At 71.2% G+C, this 17717-nt stretch carries 14 protein-coding genes; 1 reads left to right on the top strand and 13 read right to left on the bottom strand.

Annotated elements, in window-relative coordinates; all coding sequences use genetic code 11:
* Nucleotides 1–2: 2 nt before the first annotated feature.
* Together MED15_RS17970 and map are read right to left on the bottom strand one after the other, a co-directional pair.
* Entirely contained in the window at nt 3–716 is a 714-nt protein-coding gene (locus MED15_RS17970) for a VIT1/CCC1 transporter family protein (protein ID WP_091400358.1), read from the bottom strand.
* Nucleotides 713–1570 (bottom strand): type I methionyl aminopeptidase, encoded by an 858-nt coding sequence (map, locus tag MED15_RS17965; RefSeq protein ID WP_112586528.1) that lies wholly within the window; start codon nt 1568–1570, stop codon nt 713–715. The genes MED15_RS17970 and map overlap by 4 nt, the downstream gene beginning before the upstream one ends.
* A gap of 95 nt (nt 1571–1665) precedes the next feature.
* Here map and MED15_RS17960 point away from each other — a divergent pair, with 95 nt between their 5' ends.
* Complete coding sequence (locus tag MED15_RS17960) at nt 1666–1980, top strand: STAS domain-containing protein (protein ID WP_181518489.1); 315 nt, start codon at nt 1666–1668, stop codon at nt 1978–1980.
* A gap of 15 nt (nt 1981–1995) precedes the next feature.
* On the opposite strand, the gene MED15_RS17955 is transcribed toward MED15_RS17960, so the two are convergent.
* From MED15_RS17955 to pcaF, 11 genes are all read right to left on the bottom strand, one after another.
* On the bottom strand, nt 1996–5655 hold the full coding sequence (locus tag MED15_RS17955) for a SpoIIE family protein phosphatase (RefSeq protein ID WP_112736253.1): 3660 nt from the start codon (nt 5653–5655) through the stop codon (nt 1996–1998).
* Nucleotides 5656–5848: 193 nt separating this feature from the next.
* Complete coding sequence (locus MED15_RS17950; protein ID WP_112586524.1) at nt 5849–6400, bottom strand: pyridoxamine 5'-phosphate oxidase family protein; 552 nt, start codon at nt 6398–6400, stop codon at nt 5849–5851.
* 47 nt (nt 6401–6447) lie between these two features.
* Entirely contained in the window at nt 6448–7143 is a 696-nt protein-coding gene (locus MED15_RS17945) for a gamma-glutamyl-gamma-aminobutyrate hydrolase family protein (protein WP_112601978.1), read from the bottom strand.
* A 53-nt stretch (nt 7144–7196) separates the two neighbouring features.
* On the bottom strand, nt 7197–7964 hold the full coding sequence (locus MED15_RS17940; RefSeq protein ID WP_030489498.1) for a 3-oxoacyl-ACP reductase: 768 nt from the start codon (nt 7962–7964) through the stop codon (nt 7197–7199).
* A gap of 5 nt (nt 7965–7969) precedes the next feature.
* Entirely contained in the window at nt 7970–9316 is a 1347-nt protein-coding gene (locus MED15_RS17935) for an aldehyde dehydrogenase family protein (RefSeq protein ID WP_425271081.1), read from the bottom strand.
* Nucleotides 9317–9349: 33 nt separating this feature from the next.
* The gene (locus tag MED15_RS17930; protein WP_112586518.1) at nt 9350–10714 is read right to left on the bottom strand and encodes a glutamine synthetase family protein; all 1365 of its coding nucleotides are present in this window, start codon (nt 10712–10714) and stop codon (nt 9350–9352) included.
* A 126-nt stretch (nt 10715–10840) separates the two neighbouring features.
* Nucleotides 10841–12427, bottom strand: a complete 1587-nt coding sequence (locus tag MED15_RS17925; protein ID WP_112586516.1) for an amino acid permease — start codon at nt 12425–12427, stop codon at nt 10841–10843.
* Nucleotides 12428–12778: 351 nt separating this feature from the next.
* Complete coding sequence (locus MED15_RS17920; RefSeq protein WP_112736316.1) at nt 12779–13279, bottom strand: DUF456 domain-containing protein; 501 nt, start codon at nt 13277–13279, stop codon at nt 12779–12781.
* A gap of 45 nt (nt 13280–13324) precedes the next feature.
* Complete coding sequence (locus MED15_RS17915; RefSeq protein WP_244220485.1) at nt 13325–15514, bottom strand: putative bifunctional diguanylate cyclase/phosphodiesterase; 2190 nt, start codon at nt 15512–15514, stop codon at nt 13325–13327.
* A 4-nt stretch (nt 15515–15518) separates the two neighbouring features.
* Complete coding sequence (locus MED15_RS17910; protein WP_112602000.1) at nt 15519–16331, bottom strand: SAM-dependent methyltransferase; 813 nt, start codon at nt 16329–16331, stop codon at nt 15519–15521.
* Between the two features lie 110 nt (nt 16332–16441).
* A complete protein-coding gene (pcaF, locus tag MED15_RS17905) occupies nt 16442–17647 on the bottom strand; it encodes a 3-oxoadipyl-CoA thiolase (RefSeq protein WP_112586512.1) in 1206 nt (401 codons plus the stop codon).
* Nucleotides 17648–17717: the final 70 nt, after the last annotated feature.

Raw genomic sequence — 17717 nt, 5'->3', positions numbered from 1 at the left:
CGTCACAGCCCGCCCGGTACGCCGATCAGCGAGCCGATCAGGTAGGTGGCCCCGGCCGCCGCGGCGCCCAGCAGCAGCTGGCGCAGCCCACTGGTCCACCAGGGACGGTGGGTGAAGCGGGCCACCACGGCACCGGCGGCGAACAGCCCGAGCCCGCCGACGGCGAGCGCCAGCCACAGTTCGGTGGCGCCGAGCAGGTACGGCAGCAGCGGGACCAGCGCGCCGATCGAGAAGAACAGGAACGACGAGATCGCCGCGGCCCACGGGCTGGGCTGGTCGTCAGGGTCGACGCCCAGCTCCTCGCGGACGTGCACCCGCAGCGCCTCCTCCGGGTCGCGCCGCACCGCCTCGGCGACCTGGGTGGCGAGGTCCCGGGGCAGGCCCCGGGCCACCCACGCGTCGGCCAGCTCCCGGGCCTCCGCCTCGGGGTGCCGTTCCAGTTCCCGTCGTTCCTTGGCCACCTCGGCGGCGACCTGCTCGTTGGCGGAGCGCACGCTGGTGTACTCGCCGAGGCCCATGGAGATCGCACCGGCGACGAGGCCGGCGCTGCCGGTGAGCACGATGCTGCGGGGCGAGACCCCGCCGCCGCCGACGCCGGCGATCAGGGCGATGTTGGTGACCAGGCCGTCCATCGCGCCGAAGACGGCCGGGCGCAGCCAGCCGCCGGAGACGTCCGCGTGGTGCGCCTCGCGCAGCGCCGCTGGGGTGTCGGTCACGGCAGGGTCAGAATCTCGTGGCCGTCGTCGGTCACAACGATGGTGTGCTCGAACTGCGCCGTCCACTTCCGGTCCTTGGTGACCACTGTCCACCCGTCGTCCCACATGTCGTACTGGTAGGTGCCGAGGGTGATCATCGGCTCGATGGTGAACGTCATCCCGGGTTCCATGATGTCAGTGGGGCGCGGGCTGTCGTAGTGCGGCACGTAGAGGCCGCTGTGGAAGGCCTCGCCGATGCCGTGGCCGGTGAAGTCGCGGACCACGCCGTAGCCGAACCGCTTGGCGTACGACTCGATGACGCGGCCCACCACGTTGATCTGGCGCCCCGGGGCGACGGCGCGGATGCCGCGCATCATCGCCTCATGGGTCCGCTCGACCAGCAGCCGGGCCTCTTCGCTGACCTCGCCGACGCAGAAGGTGGCGTCGGTGTCACCGTGCACCCCACCGATGTACGCGGTCACGTCGACGTTGATGATGTCGCCGTCGGTCAGGACCGTGGTGTCCGGGATGCCATGGCAGATGACCTCGTTGAGGCTGGTGCAGCAGGACTTCGGGAAGCCCTTGTAGCCCAGCGTCGACGGGTACGCGCCGTGGTCGCAGAGGAACTCGTGCACCACCTTGTCGATCTCGTCGGTGGTCACGCCGGGCTTGCAGTGCTCGCCGGCGAGCTGGGTCGCCTGGGCGGCGAGCCGGCTGGCGAGCCGCATCTTCTCGATGGTCTCCGGCGTCTGCACGTGCGAGCCACGCCACTCCCGCGGACGCGCCTTGCCCACGTACTCGGGTCGGGCGATCTGGGGTGGCACCGGTCGCATCGGGGAGAGCGTGCCTGGTGTCAGCGGCGGACGGACGGTCATGCCGCAAGCCTATCGCCGGGGCCGCTGGTGACCCGCGCCACGGCCGCCCGGTGGAGGTTGTTGCCCTGCCAGGGTGGCTGTGCCATGGTGTCAGCGTGGATCAAGGGGGAGCACCGCCCGTCTTCTCCGCCAGCGCCGAGATCGACGGTGACCACCTCCACGTCGTGGTGGCCGGCGAGGTCGACATGGCAACCGCGGACACGATGCTCCAGACGGCGCTGCGCGAGCCCGCCGGGAAGATCACTCTCGACCTGAGTGCTGTCACCTTCTTCGACTCGGCCGCCATCCACGCCCTGGTCCGGCTCGCCCAGGAGTTGCCGGGCCGGCTCACCGTTCGCCCGTCCCGGCAGGTCCGTCGGGTGCTGGAGATCTCCGGCCTCGGCGAGCAGAGCTGGCTCGACCCGGCCTAGGCACCCGGCGCGCGGTCAGTCCTGCAACTGCCGGCGCAGCGTCACCTCGGTGCCCTCAGCTGTACGCCGTACCGACAGATCGCCCAGCGCTCTGATCAGGGCCAGGCCGCGGCCCCGGAAGCCGGAGCCGGTCGACTCCCGCCACTGCCCGCTGTCGCGCACCGTGGCCGTCACCGTCCGATCCTCGATGGCCACCTCCACACTGATCATGGCCTCGGCGGGGTGGACCGGGTGCTCGATGGCGTTGGCGGCGGCCTCGGAGACGGCGACGGTCAGGTCGAACAGGTCGGTCTCGCCGACGGAGTGCGCGATCAGGAAGTCCTCCAGCCGCTTCCGGAGCACGCTGAGCCGGGTCGGGTCCGCCGGTAGCCGCAGCGCGAAGCGGTTCAGCTCCGCCGCCTCCAGGGCGAGAACCGCCACGTCGTCACGGCGCGGCCGTCCGGTGACCCGGTCCACGACCGCGTCGATCAGGTCCACCACGTGCTCACTCGGGCTGGCCGCGTCGATGCGCAGCTGGGCCAGTGAGGCATCGATGCCGAGCTGACGGTCCTCGATCAGCCCGTCGGTGTAGAGCAGCAGTCGAGTGCCGGCCGGCAACTCGCCCTCGACCGACTCGTACGTCGCGTTGGGTAGGGCGCCGACCGGTGGACCGAGCGCCCGGTCGTGCAGGAACGCCACGTCGCCTCCGGTGATCAACAGTGGGGACGGATGACCGGCGCTCGCGTACCGCAGCCGACCGGTGCGGGGGTTGAACAGCAGGCAGACCACCGTCGCGAAGGAGCGGCCCTCGGTGGAGCCGACCAGCCGGTTGAGCCGGGTCAGCGACTCACCCGGATCGAAGCCCTCCAGCACGTACGCCCGCAGCGCGTTGCGCAGCTGCCCCATCGCCGCGGCGGCCCGGACGCCCTTACCGACCACGTCGCCGATGACCAGCACCAGCTCGTCGCCGTTCAGCGCGATCGCGTCGTACCAGTCGCCGCCGACCTCGACGTCGGCGCTGCCCGGCAGATAACGGCTGGCCACCACCGCGCCGGGCAGTTGAGGCAGCGACCGGGGCAGCAGGCTGTGCTGCAGGGTGGTGGCGATGCGGTGTTCGGCTTCGTAGAGCTGGGCGTTCTCCAGTCGCACCCCGACGAGCCGGGCCAGCTGGGTCAACGCGGCGTCGTCGGCCTGCGCCTCGTCGCCGGCTGCCCGCCAGACCTGCAGCTCACCGAGCTGCTTGCCGGTAGTGCCGGCCAGCTCGGTCACGAAGGACGGGTCGGCGGCGGTGGTGCCGCCGCCGTCCGCCTCGAAGCGCGCCTCAGCGGCGGTGACCACCACCCGAGCCGCCTCGGCGAGGCTCAACGCGTGTCGGGCGGCGACCTGGAGCACATCCGCGGTGGATCGGGCGGTGTTCACCGCCACCGCCGCGTCGGCCAGCGCGCGGAGCCGGCGGATGATCTGCCCGCGCAGCTGGCCCAGCTCGACGTTGGCCCGGACCCGAGCGATCAGCTCCTGCGCGGAGAACGGCTTGGTGAGGTAGTCGTCGGCGCCGACGGCGAGACCGGCGACAGCCTCCGCGGAGCCGGCACGGGCGGAGAGCAGCACGATCGGCACGTGCCGGGTACGCGAGTCCGAGCGCAGCGCGCTCACCAGCCCGAACCCGTCCAACCGGGGCATCATCACGTCGGTGAGCACCAGGTCGAACCCGCCCTCGCGGGCCAGCGGCAGGGCATCGAGCCCGTCGTTCGCGGTGACCACGTCCCAGGTCGGGGAGAGCAGCCGACTGACGTGTTCCTGCAGGTCGGCGTTGTCATCAACGACCAGGATCCGGCCAGCCGAGGTGCCCTTCGCCGGCTGCCGGTCGAGCTCGGGTGCCGACGCGACACCGGCCCACAGCGCGGTCTCCGCCACGAAGAGCCGGGCCTGCTCGGGCTCACCCACGGGCAGCGGGTCGAACGCCGCCACCCGGTCCGCCGGCAGGTGCGCCGAGCCAAACGGGACGGTCACCGTGAAGGTGCTGCCCACGTCGACAGTGCTGGTCAACCCGACCTCACCGCCGTGCATCTCGACAAGTTCCCGGACCAGCGCGAGGCCGATGCCGGTGCCCTCGTGGGTGCGTGCCCGCACCCCGGGCACCCGGTGGAACCGTTCGAAGACGTGCGGCAGTTCGTCCGGCACGATGCCGACGCCGGTGTCCGTCACCTCCAGCCGGGCCGCGCCCTCGACGGCCCGGATCCGCACCCGGATCTCACCGTCGAAGGTGAACTTGACCGCGTTCGACACCAGGTTGAGGACGATCTTCTCCCACATGTCCCGGTCGACGAAGACCGGCGTCGGCAGCGGCGGACAGTCCACCACCAGTCGCAACCCGGCCCGGTCGGTGGCCGAGCGGAAGGTACTGGCCAGCCGGGCGGTGTAACCGGCGAGGTCGGTGGGCTGGTAGCGGGCCGCGAGCCGACCGGACTCCAGTCGGGAGAAGTCCAGCACTGTGTTGACCAGCTTGAGCAGGCGCAGCGCGTTGCGGTGCATCATGGTGAGCCGGTCGGTTTCGGCGGCGGGCAGCTCCGGGTCGGCCAGCATGTCCTCCAGCGGGCCGAGCACCAGGGTCAGCGGGGTGCGGAACTCGTGGCTGACGTTGGCGAAGAAGTTGGTCTTCGCCCGGTCCAGCGCAGCCAACTCGGCAGCGCGGGCCCGTTCCTGTTCGTACGCCCGCTGCATGCCGACCGCCCGGGAGATCTGGGCGGCGACCAGGCCGAGGAAGTCGCGGTAGTCGTCGCTCAGCGGCAGCTGACGGGCCACGCCGACGACCAGCGCGCCGACGGTCTGGTTGGTCGCCGTGAGCGGCAGCACGAGGGCCTGGTCGGCGGCGTCGACAGGCAACGCGTCGAACAGAGCGGCCACCTCGATCGTGGCGGGCGCGCCATCGGCGGTCAGCCGGGCCAACAACTGCGCTGTGACATCGACGGCGGGCGGGGTGGTGCCGGTGCAACCGGCCAGGGTGAACTGGTCGTTGTCGTCAGCCAGATAGATCAGGGCGAACGGCACGTCCGCCCGGTGCCGGCCGAGCACCCCGGCGGCGGTCCGACCCAGTTCCGTGGCGCTGCCGATATCGGTCAGCTCGGCACCCAGCTCGGACAGCGCTCGCAGTCGACGCTCGCCGAGCACCCGCCCGGTGGTCTCGCTGACGATGCAGTAGACGCCACTGACCGAGCCGTCGTCCCCCCGGATCGGGTCGTACGAGACGTTGAAGTAGGTCTGCTCGACGAAGCCGTAACGGTCCAGCAGAAAGGGATGGTCCTCGCCCCGGTAGGAGCGGCCGGTGCTCCGGACGCTGTCGAGCAGCGGGCCGAGCACCGGCCAGGTCTCCGCCCAGTTCGCGCGGGCCGGTTGGCCGATCACGTCCGGGTGTTTGCCGCCGATGGTCGGCCGGTAGGCGTCGTTGTAGAAGGCCAACTGCTCGTCGCCCCAGAACATGACGATCGGCGCGCTGGAGGCGAGCATCATGCCGACCGCGTTGGAGAGCGCCGGAGGCCACTGACCGGGCTCGCCCAGCGGACCGGAGGACCAGTCGAAGGAGGCCAGCCGCTCGCCCATCTCGCCGCCGGCCGCGAACGCGGCCGCCAGCATCGGCGGGGTCTCGCGACCGGACAGGGCGGGATGCCCGATGTCCGCGCCCCCCTGGGCCGAGCTCATGCAGCCTCCCGCTCCGGCCGTACCCCTCGACCGTTGATCTTCACCCGCCGTGCTTCGACTTGTACCCCAGCGGACCAGCAACGTAACGCATCACGAGCGACGGACGCTGGTTACGTACACCTGGGTCGTCGGGCACCGGACAGTGCGGGTGGACGGCGGCGTCGAACGGCGGCGGGCGGAACGCTCTGACGAGTCAGAAGACCGGCAGTCCGTCGATGCTTGCCGCGTTCCTGGTGGCCCGGTAGGCGACCAGATCATCGGCGCTGCGGCGAGAGTGTGAGGTGAGTAACAGATCACGTTCGGCGCGGAAGTCCATCAGTGGCACCGCGTATCCGCAGGAGTCACTGACCCGCTCCACCTCGACCGTGATGACCGCCCGGACGGCGTGCACGTCCGGCGGTGCGGGAAACTCGGCGAGCCGATCGGCGAAGGCGTCCTCGGTGACCGCGACGCTGCTGCCCCGACCATGCAACCGGACGATCTTCGGCGGGCCGTCGAAGGCACAGAACATCAGCGTGATCCGGCCGTTGTCCCGCAGGTGGGCGATGGTCTCCGCCCCACTGCCGTGATAGTCGAGGTAGGCCACCCGGTGCGGGCCGAGGATCACGAACGTGCCCCGCATGCCCTTCGGAGACACGTTGACGTGCCCCTCGACCCCGGACGGGGCGGTCGCCACGAAGAAGAGCGGCTGCGCCACGATGAAGTCACGCAGTCGACAGTCGATCTCCGGATAAACCTTGCCCATGCCCCGATCCTCCCACCGGTGCCATCGACGGGCGGGGGCGATCTCAGTCACACCCGCCGGCCGGCGGCCTGCACCAACGCGGTGATCGGGGCTGGATCCGACTCGTTCTCCGGATGCCACTGCACTCCGAGCACGAAGGGCAGGGCCGGGTCCTCCACCGCCTCGACCACGCCGTCCCCGGCCCAACCGGTCACTGTGAGCCGGCCCGGATCGGCGACCGCCTGGTGGTGGTACGAGTTGACCTGGTCGACACCGGCCAGCACCGAGGCGGCCAGGCTCCCCGGCGCGAACCGCACCGCGTGCGCCCCGTACACCCCGGGCGCGGGGCGGTGCGCCTCGTGACCCACCACGTCGGGCAGGTGCTGGTGCAAGGTGCCGCCGTACGCGACAGCGAGCAACTGCATCCCCCGACACACGCCCAGCACCGGCACCTCGGCGGCGAGCGCGGCGGCCAACACTGTCAACTCGCCGGCGTCCCGGTCCGGCCGATCCTCGGTACGGGGGTCGGGCGGCTGGCCGTACCGCCCCGGACCGACGTCCGCGCCACCCGCCAACAGCAACCCGTCGAGGACTGCCACCACGTCCGCGTCCACGTCGTCCGGTGGCAGGACCACCGCCCGGCCACCCGCGGCCGCCACCGCCCGCGGGTACGCCTCAGGTACCAGCACCGCCCGCACACCCCGCCAGACCGCCCAGTCGGCGGGTTCGACGTACGCGCTGACCCCGATCAGCGGCCTTCTCATAGCTGGCACGGTTCGCGACTGCGGGGCTCGCAAACCCGGCTCACTCCTCGCGCTCACAGAGGCGTGACGTAGGCGCCAGTGATGCCGCCGTCGACCACGAACTGCGCGGCGGTCATGAACGAGGCGTCGTCGCTGGCCAGGAACGCCACCGCGGCGGCGATCTCCTCCGGTTGCCCGAAGCGTCCCATCGGCACGTGCACCAGCCGACGGGCGGCCCGCTCCGGGTCGGCGGCGAAGAGTTCCAGCAGCAACGGGGTGGCCACCGGGCCGGGACAGAGGGCGTTGACCCGGATGCCCTCACGGGCGAACTGCACACCCAACTCCCGGGTCATCGCCAGCACCCCGCCCTTGCTCGCGGTGTACGCGATCTGCGACGTGGCCGCACCCATCAACGCCACGAACGAGGCCGTGTTGATGATCGAGCCCTTGCCCTGCCGACGCATGTGCGGAATGGCGTACTTGCAGCACAGGTAGACGCTCGTGGTGTTGACCCGCAACACCCGCTCCCACGCGTCCAGGCCGGTGTCCAGGATGGAGTCGTCGTCCGGCGGGGAGATGCCGGCGTTGTTGAACGCGATGTCCACCCGGCCGTGCCGGTCGGCCACCCCGTCGAACAGGTCGCGTACCGCCGACTCGTCGGCCACGTCGGTGGCCACGAACTCTCCGCCGCACTCCTCGGCGGCCTTCGTACCGGCCGCCGCGTCGATGTCCACGCACACCACCCGGGCCCCTTCGGCGGCGAACCGCCGCACGGTGGCCAACCCGATGCCACTGCCCGCTCCGGTGACCACTGCCACCCGGTCCTGCAACCGACCCTGCACTGGCGTCACTCCTCCGTCGCGATGAACACGTTCTTGACGTCCGTGAAGGAGTGCAGCGCGTCCGGGCCCAGCTCGCGGCCGAGCCCGGAGCGCTTCATCCCGCCGAACGGGGTCCAGTAGCGCACCGAGGAGTGCGAGTTGACGCTGAGGTTGCCCGAGTCGACGGCGCGGGCCAGGCGCAGGGCCCGACCCACGTCCCGGGTCCAGATCGAGCCGGAGAGGCCGTACTCGGTGTCGTTGGCGAGCCGGACCGCGTCCGCCTCGTCGTCGAACGGCAGCACCGAGACCACCGGGCCGAAGATCTCCTCCCGCCAGTGCCGGTCGGCCGGCGAGTCGGCCAGCAGCACTGTGGGCGCGTGCCAGAACCCGGGGCCGTCGGGGCAGGAGCCGGTGAAGGCCACAGTCGCCCCGGCGAGGTAACCGGCTACCCGGTCCCGTTGGGCGGCGGAGATCAGCGGGCCCATCTCGGCGGTGTCGCGGGACGGGTCCTCGACCCGCACCGCCCGTACCGCAGGTTCGAGCAGTTCCAGGAACCGGTCGTACACCGAACGCTGGACCAGGATCCGCGACCGTGCGCAGCAGTCCTGGCCGGCGTTGTCGAAGACCGCGCCCGGCGCGGTCGCGGCGGCGCGTTCCAGGTCGGCGTCGGCGAACACGATGTTCGCGCTCTTGCCACCCAACTCCAGGGTTAGTCGCTTCACCTGGGCGGCGCAGCCGGCCATGATCCGGGTGCCGACCTCGGTGGAGCCGGTGAAGCAGATCTTGCGGACCGCCGGGTGGGTGACGAACCGCTCCCCCACCACCGAGCCCTCGCCCGGGATGACGGTGAAGACGCCGTCGGGCAGGCCGGCCTCGCGGGCCAACTCGGCCAGGCGCAGTGCGGTCAGCGGGGTCAGTTCGGCGGGCTTGAGCACCACTGTGTTGCCGGCGGCGAGCGCCGGGGCGAACCCCCAGGCGGCGATCGGCATCGGGAAGTTCCAGGGCACGATCACGCCGACCACACCGAGTGGCTCGTGGAAGGTGACGTCCAACCCGCCGGGCACCGGAATCTGCCGCCCGGTCAACCGCTCGGGCGCGCCGGCGTAGTAGTCCAGGACGTCGCGGACGTTGCCCGCCTCCCACCGGGCGTTGCCGACGGTGTGCCCGGAGTTGCCCACCTCCAGCACTGCCAACTCGTCCAGATGCGCGTCGACCACGGCGGCGAACCGCCGCAGCAACCGTGCCCGATCACCCGCACCCACCTGACGCCAGGTCTCGAAGGCGGCGGCCGCCCGTGCGATGGCCGCGTCAACCTCGTCCACCGAGGCCGCCGCAACCTCCCGAAACCCCACCCCACTAGCCGGGTCCACCAGGACCGTCACACCGCCACCTCCATCCTCACGTGGTCAGAGGCGTTCGAAACCACGGGTCAGCTCCCAGTCCGTCACCGCGGCGTCGAAGGCGGCCAGCTCGACCCTCGCCTGGTTGGCGTAGTGGGCCACCACCTCGGCGCCGAACGCCTCCCGGGCCACAGTGGAACCTTCCCAGAGGGCCAGGGCGTCGCGCAGGGTGCCGGGAACCCGCTCGGCCTCCGGGTCGTCGTACGCGTTGCCGGTGCACTCCGCACCCAGCTCCAGCTCGCCGTCGATGCCGTGCAGCGCCCCGGCGACCAGCCCGGCGATCGCCAGGTACGGGTTGACGTCGGCGCCGGGCACCCGGTTCTCCACGCGCATGCCCTGCCCGTGCCCGACCACCCGCAGTGCGCAGGTGCGGTTGTCGACACCCCAGCGCAGCGCGGTCGGGGCGAACGATCCCGGCTGGTAGCGCTTGTAGGAGTTGATGTTCGGGGCGAAGAGCAGGCTGAACTCCCGCATGGTGGCCAGCAGCCCGGCGAGCACCCGCTGCCCGGTCTGCGACAGGTGCGCCGGTCCGTCGCCGAGCATCGCCGACGAGCCGGACTGGTCCCGCAGTGAGAAGTGGATGTGGCAGGAGTTGCCCTCCCGCTCGTTCGGCTTGGCCATGAAGGTGATCGACATCCCCTCCTGGGCGGCGATCTCCTTGGCGCCGTTCTTGTAGATGACGTGATGGTCGGCGCAGGCCACCGCCTCGTCGTACCGGAAGGCGATCTCGTGTTGCCCGAGGTTGCACTCGCCCTTGGCGCTCTCCGGGGTGAGCCCCGCGCCGGCCATCTCGACGCGGATGCGACGCAGCAGCGGCTCCACCCGGGCGGTGCCGAGCAGCGAGTAGTCGACGTTGTACTGGTTGGCCGGGGTGAGGTCGCGGTAGCCACGCTGCCAGGCGTCCTCGTACGAGTCGCGGAACAGCACGAACTCCAACTCGGTGCCGGCGTACGCGGTCAGCCCGTGCTCGGCCAGCCGGTCCAGCTGCCGGCGCAGGATCTGCCGGGGCGAGGCGACCACGTCACCCGAGCCGTCGAGCCAGGTCAGGTCTGCCAGCAGCAGGGCGGAGCCGGGCTGCCAGGGCACCCGACGCAACGTGGCGAAGTCCGGCACCATCGCGAAGTCGCCGTAGCCGCGTTCCCAGCTCGACATCGCATACCCGTCGACTGTGTTCATGTCGACGTCCACGGCGAGCAGGTAGTTGCAGCCCTCGCTGCCGTTGGTCACCACCTGGTCGAGGAAGAAGGGCGCGTGGAACCGCTTGCCCTGCAACCGACCCTGCATGTCGACGAGGGCCAGCACCACGGTGTCGATCTCACCCTCGGCGACGGCGACCCGCAGTTGTTCCAGCGTGAGCGGAGCTTTCCTCATTCGCGGGCCTCCATCACCAAGGTCTACTGGCAAACCGGATCACCGTCAATGCCCCCGGCGGCACGTGCGGCAAACCCGGCCGTCGGCCGGCGGGACGGCAGCACCGCCCGTCCCGCCGGGTGCCGATCAGACCGGGCCGTCGACCGGCGCCGGGTCGGCCGCCACAGCGGGTTCCTCGACGGTACGAACAGGGCCGGTGAACCACTTGCGGGCCGAGGCGTACCACCAGACGGCGACCACCAGTAGCACCCCGCCGACGGCGAGCGGCGCGTAGTTCACCGCCGACCAGGTGAACTCGTCGTTGCCGGGCACTCCGGCGGGCACGATCGGCAGCACGAAGTAGACGGCGATGATCGCGATCTCGATCACCGCGATCCAGCCGAGCAGCTTGTACTTGCGGCCCAGCGTCCACGGCCCCGGGACGAACCGGTCGCCCATCCGCAGTCGGAGCGCGATCGGAATGAGGAACGACAGGTAGAGCCCGAGTACCGCGACGGAGACGACCGCGTAGAAGGCGATCGGGATACCGGCGGAGCTCTCGTACAGCGCCGGCAGGGTCAGCACCAGGCCGGCCAGAGTGGCGCCGATGATCGCGTTGACCGGGGTGCCGTTGCGGTCGACCCTCGACCACAGCCGCCATCCGGGTACGGCACGGTCCCGGCTGAACGCGTACGCCATCCGGCTCATCGAGGTCACGCAGCTCATGCCGCAGAAGAACTGGCCGATGGTCGAGATGATGATGACGATCTTGAAGAAGACCGGGGTCAGCGCGGACTCGAAGATGGCGCCGGAGAAGCCGCCCGCGGCGTTGACCGCCTCGACGTCGGTGGCCGCGAAGAGAAACGCCAGCAGCAGGATCCAGCCGCCGACCGCCGAGTAGAAGATCGACTGCCAGAGTCCGCGGGCCGCGGCCTGGGAGGCGCCCCGGGTCTCCTCAGAGACGTGCGCGCAGGCGTCGAAGCCGGTAATCGTGTACTGGGTCAGGAGGAAGCCCAGCGGCAGCACGTAGAACCAGAACGTCAGTCCGCCGATGTCCCCGTCGCCGAAGCCGGAGTTGTTGAACCGCTCGGTGAACACGAACTGGAAGCTCTGGTGGTTGTCGGGCACGAAGACCAGGATGGCGACCACGACAGCCGCGCCGGCAACGTGCCACCAGACCGAGACGTTCTGGAGTACGTCGATGATCCGGTGCCCGAAGATGTTGATCAGCCCGTGCAGCACCAGGATGATCACGAACAGGACGAACGCCTGACGCAGCGTCCCGGCCCAGCCGTCGAAGAGCGCCGACAGGGTGAGGTTGAGGAACGTCGCACAGCCGTAGTCCACCGAGGCGGTGACCGCCACCAGACCGATCAGGTTCAGCCAGCCGGTGAACCAGCCGTGCACCGGGCGACCCATGGTGGCCGCCCACCAGTAGATCCCACCCGCTGTCGGGTACGCCGACACCAGCTCCGCCATGCAGAAGCCGATGATCAGGATGAACAGCGAGATCAGCGGCCAGCCCCAGGAGATGGCGACCGGCCCGCCGTTGTTCCACGCCTGACCGAAGGTGGTGAAACAGCCGGCCAGGATCGAGATGATCGAGAAGGAGATGGCGAAGTTGGAGAAGCCACTCCACTTACGGCGCAACTCCTGTTTGTAGCCGAGTTCGGCGAGCCGTCGGGCATCCTCGTCCATTGGTTGCTCGGCGGTCGGCACGGGCGTCGTGGCCACTGCACACCTCCCTGAGGTGGTTCCGCGTGCGAGTGGGCAAAGTGTCGTCCCGGCCGATCAAGGCGGTCAATACGTAGTCGGTGGGAATCTCACCGCCGTCGGGCTAATTGCGTTGCCGACCGGCCGCCCGCGCCGCATCCTGGACCAGTGACCAGGCCCGACAAGGGCCCACCCCGGGCGCTCGGACCGCCCGACCCGGTGGCGCGGGGCACGCCTCTCTCTCACGTACGGCCACTCCGCCGTACCCGAAAAGTGCCCCGCGCCCCACTCCCCCTCGTGATCAAGAGGTTTGCGTCAGATTTCCGGCCGTGCCCGACCGAAAGCTCTTGATCAACCCGGTAGAGGCGTGGGTCAGGTCAGGAGGAGGCCGGTTACCCAGAGGGCCGCGACCAGGAGGCCGGCCAGGAACTCCACCAGCATCGACAGGCCGGCGGCCTTCAGGGCCTGCACGGTGGAGGGCCACGCGAGCTGGTTGCTGCCCAGTCGGAGCCGTTCGGCCGCCCACACCCCGGCGACGAAGCCGAGCACCAGGCCGACGACCGGCACCACGAAGAACCCGATGATGCCGAGCACCCCACCGGCGAGCAGCGTGGACGTCGGCACACCGGTGCGCTTCAGGTTCCGGCCCGGCCACGCGTACTTGATCACGGCGCCACCCCCGGCGACCACTGTGGCGGCGCCGAACACCGCCCAGCCACCCAGGCCGGCGCCGCCGAAGATCGCCCAGAGCAGCACGCCACCCCAGCACAGCGGCAGCGCCGGCAGACCGGGCACCACCACGCCGGCCAACCCGGCCAGGATGGCCAGCCCGGCCACCACTGTCACCGCCGTCTGCGAGTCCGTCAGGTCCACGCCGCTGCCCTCCGTCGCCACCCTCCGGACCGGTTCGGTCCCCACTCACGCCAACGCTCCGCCGCGCAGCCGGGCGGTGATCACGTCGCCCGGGGCGGGCGCACCGAAGTATCGGCCCTGCCCGGTGTCGCAGCGCAGCGCCCGCAGCCGTTCCGCCTGCACGCCGGTCTCCACCGCCTCGGCCGTGACCCACAACTCCAGGGCGTGCGCCAACCGGACCAACGCGTCGACGATCCGTTCGTCGCGGTGGTCTGCCGCCGCGTCGGTCCCGTCCGCGCGGATGCCCTCGACGAACGGACCGGCTAGCTTCAGGCAGTGGATCGGCAACCGGCGCAGGTACGCCAGGTTGGAGTACCCGGTGCCGAAGTCGTCCACGGCCAGCCGGACGCCGAGCGCGGCGAGCCGGTGCAGGCTGCGCAGGGGTTCACCGGCACTGCCCATCACGGCGCTCTCGGTCAGCTCCAGTTGGAGCAGCTCCGCGGGCAGCCCGCTGGTCTGCAACGCGTCGGCGACGGTGTCCACGATGGCCGGTTCGTCGGCCTGCCGGGCGGCCAGGTTGACGCTGACCACCAGCCGAGCGTCGGGGAACTCCCGCCACCACCGTTCGGCGTCGGCGCAGGCCCGCCGCAGCACCCACTCGCCGAGCCGGACGATCAGGCCGGTCTCCTCGGCCAGGCCGATGAACCGGTCCGGCCCGATCAGGCCCAGTTCCGGATGCTCCCAACGGACCAGCGCCTCCACCGCGAGCATGGTGCCCTCCAGCAGCGACACGATCGGTTGGTAGTGCAGCACGAACTCGCCCCGCTCCAGTGCGGCGGGCAGACCGGCGACCAGCGCCGACCGGGCGATGTCCCGGGCACCGCGCTCGGGGTCGTAGACCGCCCACCGGCCGCGGCCCGCCGCCTTGGCCCAGTAGAGCGTGGTGTCCGCGGCCTTCATCAGCTCCGACGCGCTGGTTTCCGAGGCCGGGCACTGCACGATGCCCACACTGGCCGAGACGGCCAACTGGTGCTCGCCGACGTGGACCGGGGCCGCGACGGCGGCCAGCGCGGCCTGCGCGACGGCGACCGGGTCGTCGGTGTCGTCCCCTCCGTCGACGAGGATCACGAACTCGTCGCCGCCCATCCGGGCGACCAGGTGGCCGTGGTCGGCCACGCATGCGGCCAGCCGCCGGCCGATCATCACGAGCAGCCGGTCACCGAGGTCGTGGCCGAGACTGTCGTTGATCGCCTTGAAGCCGTCCAGGTCGAGGAAGCACACCCCGACGCGCTGCCCGGTGTCCGCGGTGTCGAGCACCCGTCCCAACGTCTCGAAGAACAGCGTCCGGTTGGGCAGCCCGGTCAGCGGGTCGTGCAGCGCCTGGAAGCGCAGCCGCTGCTGGAGTTCGTACCGCTCGGTGATGTCCTCGATCATCGCGACGGTGAATCGCGGCCGGCCATCGTGTCGGATCAGCGATACGGCGAGATCCGTCCAGACCACTGTGCCGTCCTTACGGTGGTAGCGCTTCTCCACCCGGGCGGCGTCGTGCTTTCCCTCGATCAGCTCCTGGTAGAGCTCCCACATCCCGGCGGCGTCGTCGGCGTGGAACAGCGACGCCACGTTGATCTCGCGCAATTCCTCGATCGAGTAGCCGAGCATGTCGGCGAACGCCTGATTGACGTCGATGATCCGACCGTCCACGCCGGCGATCCCGATCCCGATCGCCGCGCCGGTGAACACCGCCCGGAACCGCGCCTCACTCTCGCGTAGCGCCTGCTCGACCTCGTCGCGCGCCTGCCAGGCGGACCGGGCGATCCGCTCCTGCTGGCTGAAGGTGCGGTCGCGCAGCGCACGGGCGAACCCGGCGGCCAGCCCGCCCTGCAACGCCGCGATCCGGTCGGCGAGGTCGGCCGGCCGGTCACCGTCGCACAGCACCCGACGCCCGAAGGTCGCGCCGAGCGCGTGCAGCGTCCACTCCAGGGCCTGCGGCTCGGTGAGGTGCGCCTCCACCAGAGCCCGCCCGACCTCCTCGGCCGGGTAGGCGCTGAAGGGCTCCGCCCGTACCGCCTGAGCCAGCCGGATCGTGTGCGCCAGCAGCAGCCGCTCGGTCTCGGCCACGCTAAGCGGCACGAAACCGAGCCGGCGCACCGCGCGGGCCCAGTCGGCGGCGTACCCCTGGGCGTCCGCCCGACCGGCGACGACCCCGGCGGGGTCCCGGCCGGAATCGACCCCGGCGGGGTCCGGGACGGCGGCCACGGGATCAGCCGGCGGGCTGGTCGTACCGGGCGACGCCCCCGAAGGCGCCGAACCGCTCCGGGTGCTCGTCCACGTCGGACGGTGAGTCCGGGCGCCAGAGCGGCATGTGCACCACGCCCGGTTCCACTACGGTCCAGTCGCCGAAGAAGCCGGTGACCTGGGCGCGGGAGCGCAGGGTGATCTCGGTGGCGGTGCGGGCGGAGAGGCGCTGGGCGTCCAACATCTCCTGCGGCTGGTCCTCGAAGGTGGAGTGGGAGACGACCAGGAAGCTGCCGGGCGCGGCTGCGGCCCGCAGGGTGGCCAGGATCGCCTCGGGCTGGTCGGCGTCCGGGATGAAGTGCACCACCCCGGCCAGCAGGATGCCCATCGGACGACTGAAGTCGATCAGCCCGAGCTGTCGGGTCTCGGCGAGGATCCGCTCCGGCTCACGCAGGTCGGCGTGGATGACCCCGGTCAGCTCGTTGCCAGCCAGCAACTCCCGGCTGTGCGCGACCGCCACCGGGTCGATGTCGACGTACACGACGCGGGCCTTGGGGTTCACCCCCTGCGCAACCTCGTGCACGTTGCCCACGGTGGGAATTCCGGAGCCGATGTCGAGGAACTGGTCGATGCCGGCGTCGAGCAGCACCCGGACGGCCCGGCGCAGGAACTCCCGGCCGGAGCGCATGGTGGCGGCGAGATTCGGGGTCATGCTGGCGATCTGCTCCGCCAACTGCCTGTCGATCTCGAAGTTGTGCGCTCCGCCCAGAAAGTAGTCGTACACCCGGGCCGCGCTCGGCCTGGTCAGATCGATCTCGGTCGGCAGTCCGTCCGGCATCAGCGTGCTCCCCAGTTCATCGCCGCGGCGCGGGACGGCACCGGCGTCGGGGCGCGCAGCGGGCACGCGTGGGCACCGGTCGACCCGCGGGTCGTGTGGTGTGGACCACTCTAGGCGGCTGACTCCAGCAACAGCGAAATGCCTTGACCAACGCCGATGCACATGGTGGCCAGAGCCCGGCGCCCGCCGCGACGGCGCAGCTCCAGGGCTGCGGTCAGCGCCAGCCGCGCGCCACTGGCGCCGAGCGGGTGACCCAGCGCGATGGCCCCACCGTTCGGGTTGACGTGGTCGGCGTCCACGGGCAGCCCCAGCTCCCGCAACACCGCCACGGACTGCGCGGCGAACGCCTCGTTCAACTCCACCACGTCCACAGCGCCCACCTCGACGCCGACGCGGTCGAGCAGCTTGCGGGTGGCCGGCACCGGGCCGATCCCCATGATCCGGGGTGGCACACCGGCCGCCGCCGCGCCGACGATCCGGGCCAGCGGGGTGAGGCCGTACCGGGCGACAGCCGCCTCGCTGGCCACCAGCAACGCGACAGCGCCGTCGTTGACGCCCGAGGAGTTGCCGGCGGTCACCGTGCCGCCGTCGCGGAACGGGGTGGGCAGCGCCGCCAGCTTCGCAAGCGAGGTCTCCCGGGGGTGCTCGTCGACCTCGACCAGCCGGGTCTCGCGACGACCGGCCGGCACGGACACCGCCACGATCTCCTCGGCGAACCGGCCGTCGGCCTGCGCCTTGGCCGCACGCTGCTGCGACCGGTACGCGAAGGCGTCCTGCTCGGCCCGGCTCACGCCGTACTCGGCGGCCACGTTCTCCGCCGTCTCCGGCATCGAGTCGACCCCCCACCCGTCACGCATCAACGGGTTCACCAACCGCCAGCCCAGTGTGGTGTCGTACACCTCGGCCGAGCGGGAGTACGCCGACGTCGCCTTCGGCATGACAAACGGCGCCCGGCTCATGCTCTCCACCCCGCCGGCGATCACCAGCTCCGCATCGCCGGCGACGATGGACCGGGCGGCGGTGGCGAGCGCGTCCAGACCCGAGCCGCAGAGCCGGTTGACAGTGCTGCCCGGCACCCCCTCGGGCAGACCGGCCAGCAGCGCCGCCATCCGGGCCACGTTGCGGTTGTCCTCGCCGGCCTGGTTGGCGCAGCCGAGCACGACGTCGTCGACCCGCGCCCAGTCCACCGACGGGTGGCGGGCGACCAGTTCCCGGATCACGTGCGCGGCCAGGTCGTCGGGGCGGACGCCGGCGAGCGCGCCCGCGTACCGGCCGATCGGGGTGCGGACACCGGCCACCAGGTATGCCACGGTCATCGCGAGTCCTTAGGGGGTGCAGACGGCGGGGGTGGGGCACGCCCACCGGGTCACGAGGGCTGCCGGCCGC

The sequence above is a fragment of the Micromonospora noduli genome, assembly GCF_003264475.1.
In the GTDB taxonomy this organism is placed as follows: domain Bacteria; phylum Actinomycetota; class Actinomycetes; order Mycobacteriales; family Micromonosporaceae; genus Micromonospora; species Micromonospora noduli.
The sequence above is the reverse complement of the archived record's forward strand: the minus strand, read 5'-3'. Positions and strand labels throughout refer to the sequence as shown.

Excerpts from the sequence above, each read along its gene's own strand:
- pcaF (WP_112586512.1), bottom strand. The coding sequence starts at position 17,647 with ATGACCGTGGCATACCTGGTGGCCGGTGTCCGCACCCCGATCGGCCGG.
- MED15_RS17930 (WP_112586518.1), bottom strand. The coding sequence starts at position 10,714 with ATGAGGAAAGCTCCGCTCACGCTGGAACAACTGCGGGTCGCCGTCGCC.
- MED15_RS17955 (WP_112736253.1), bottom strand. The coding sequence starts at position 5,655 with ATGAGCTCGGCCCAGGGGGGCGCGGACATCGGGCATCCCGCCCTGTCC.
- MED15_RS17910 (WP_112602000.1), bottom strand. The coding sequence starts at position 16,331 with ATGCCGGACGGACTGCCGACCGAGATCGATCTGACCAGGCCGAGCGCG.
- map (WP_112586528.1), bottom strand. The coding sequence starts at position 1,570 with ATGACCGTCCGTCCGCCGCTGACACCAGGCACGCTCTCCCCGATGCGA.
- MED15_RS17950 (WP_112586524.1), bottom strand. The coding sequence starts at position 6,400 with ATGGGCAAGGTTTATCCGGAGATCGACTGTCGACTGCGTGACTTCATC.
- MED15_RS17945 (WP_112601978.1), bottom strand. The coding sequence starts at position 7,143 with ATGAGAAGGCCGCTGATCGGGGTCAGCGCGTACGTCGAACCCGCCGAC.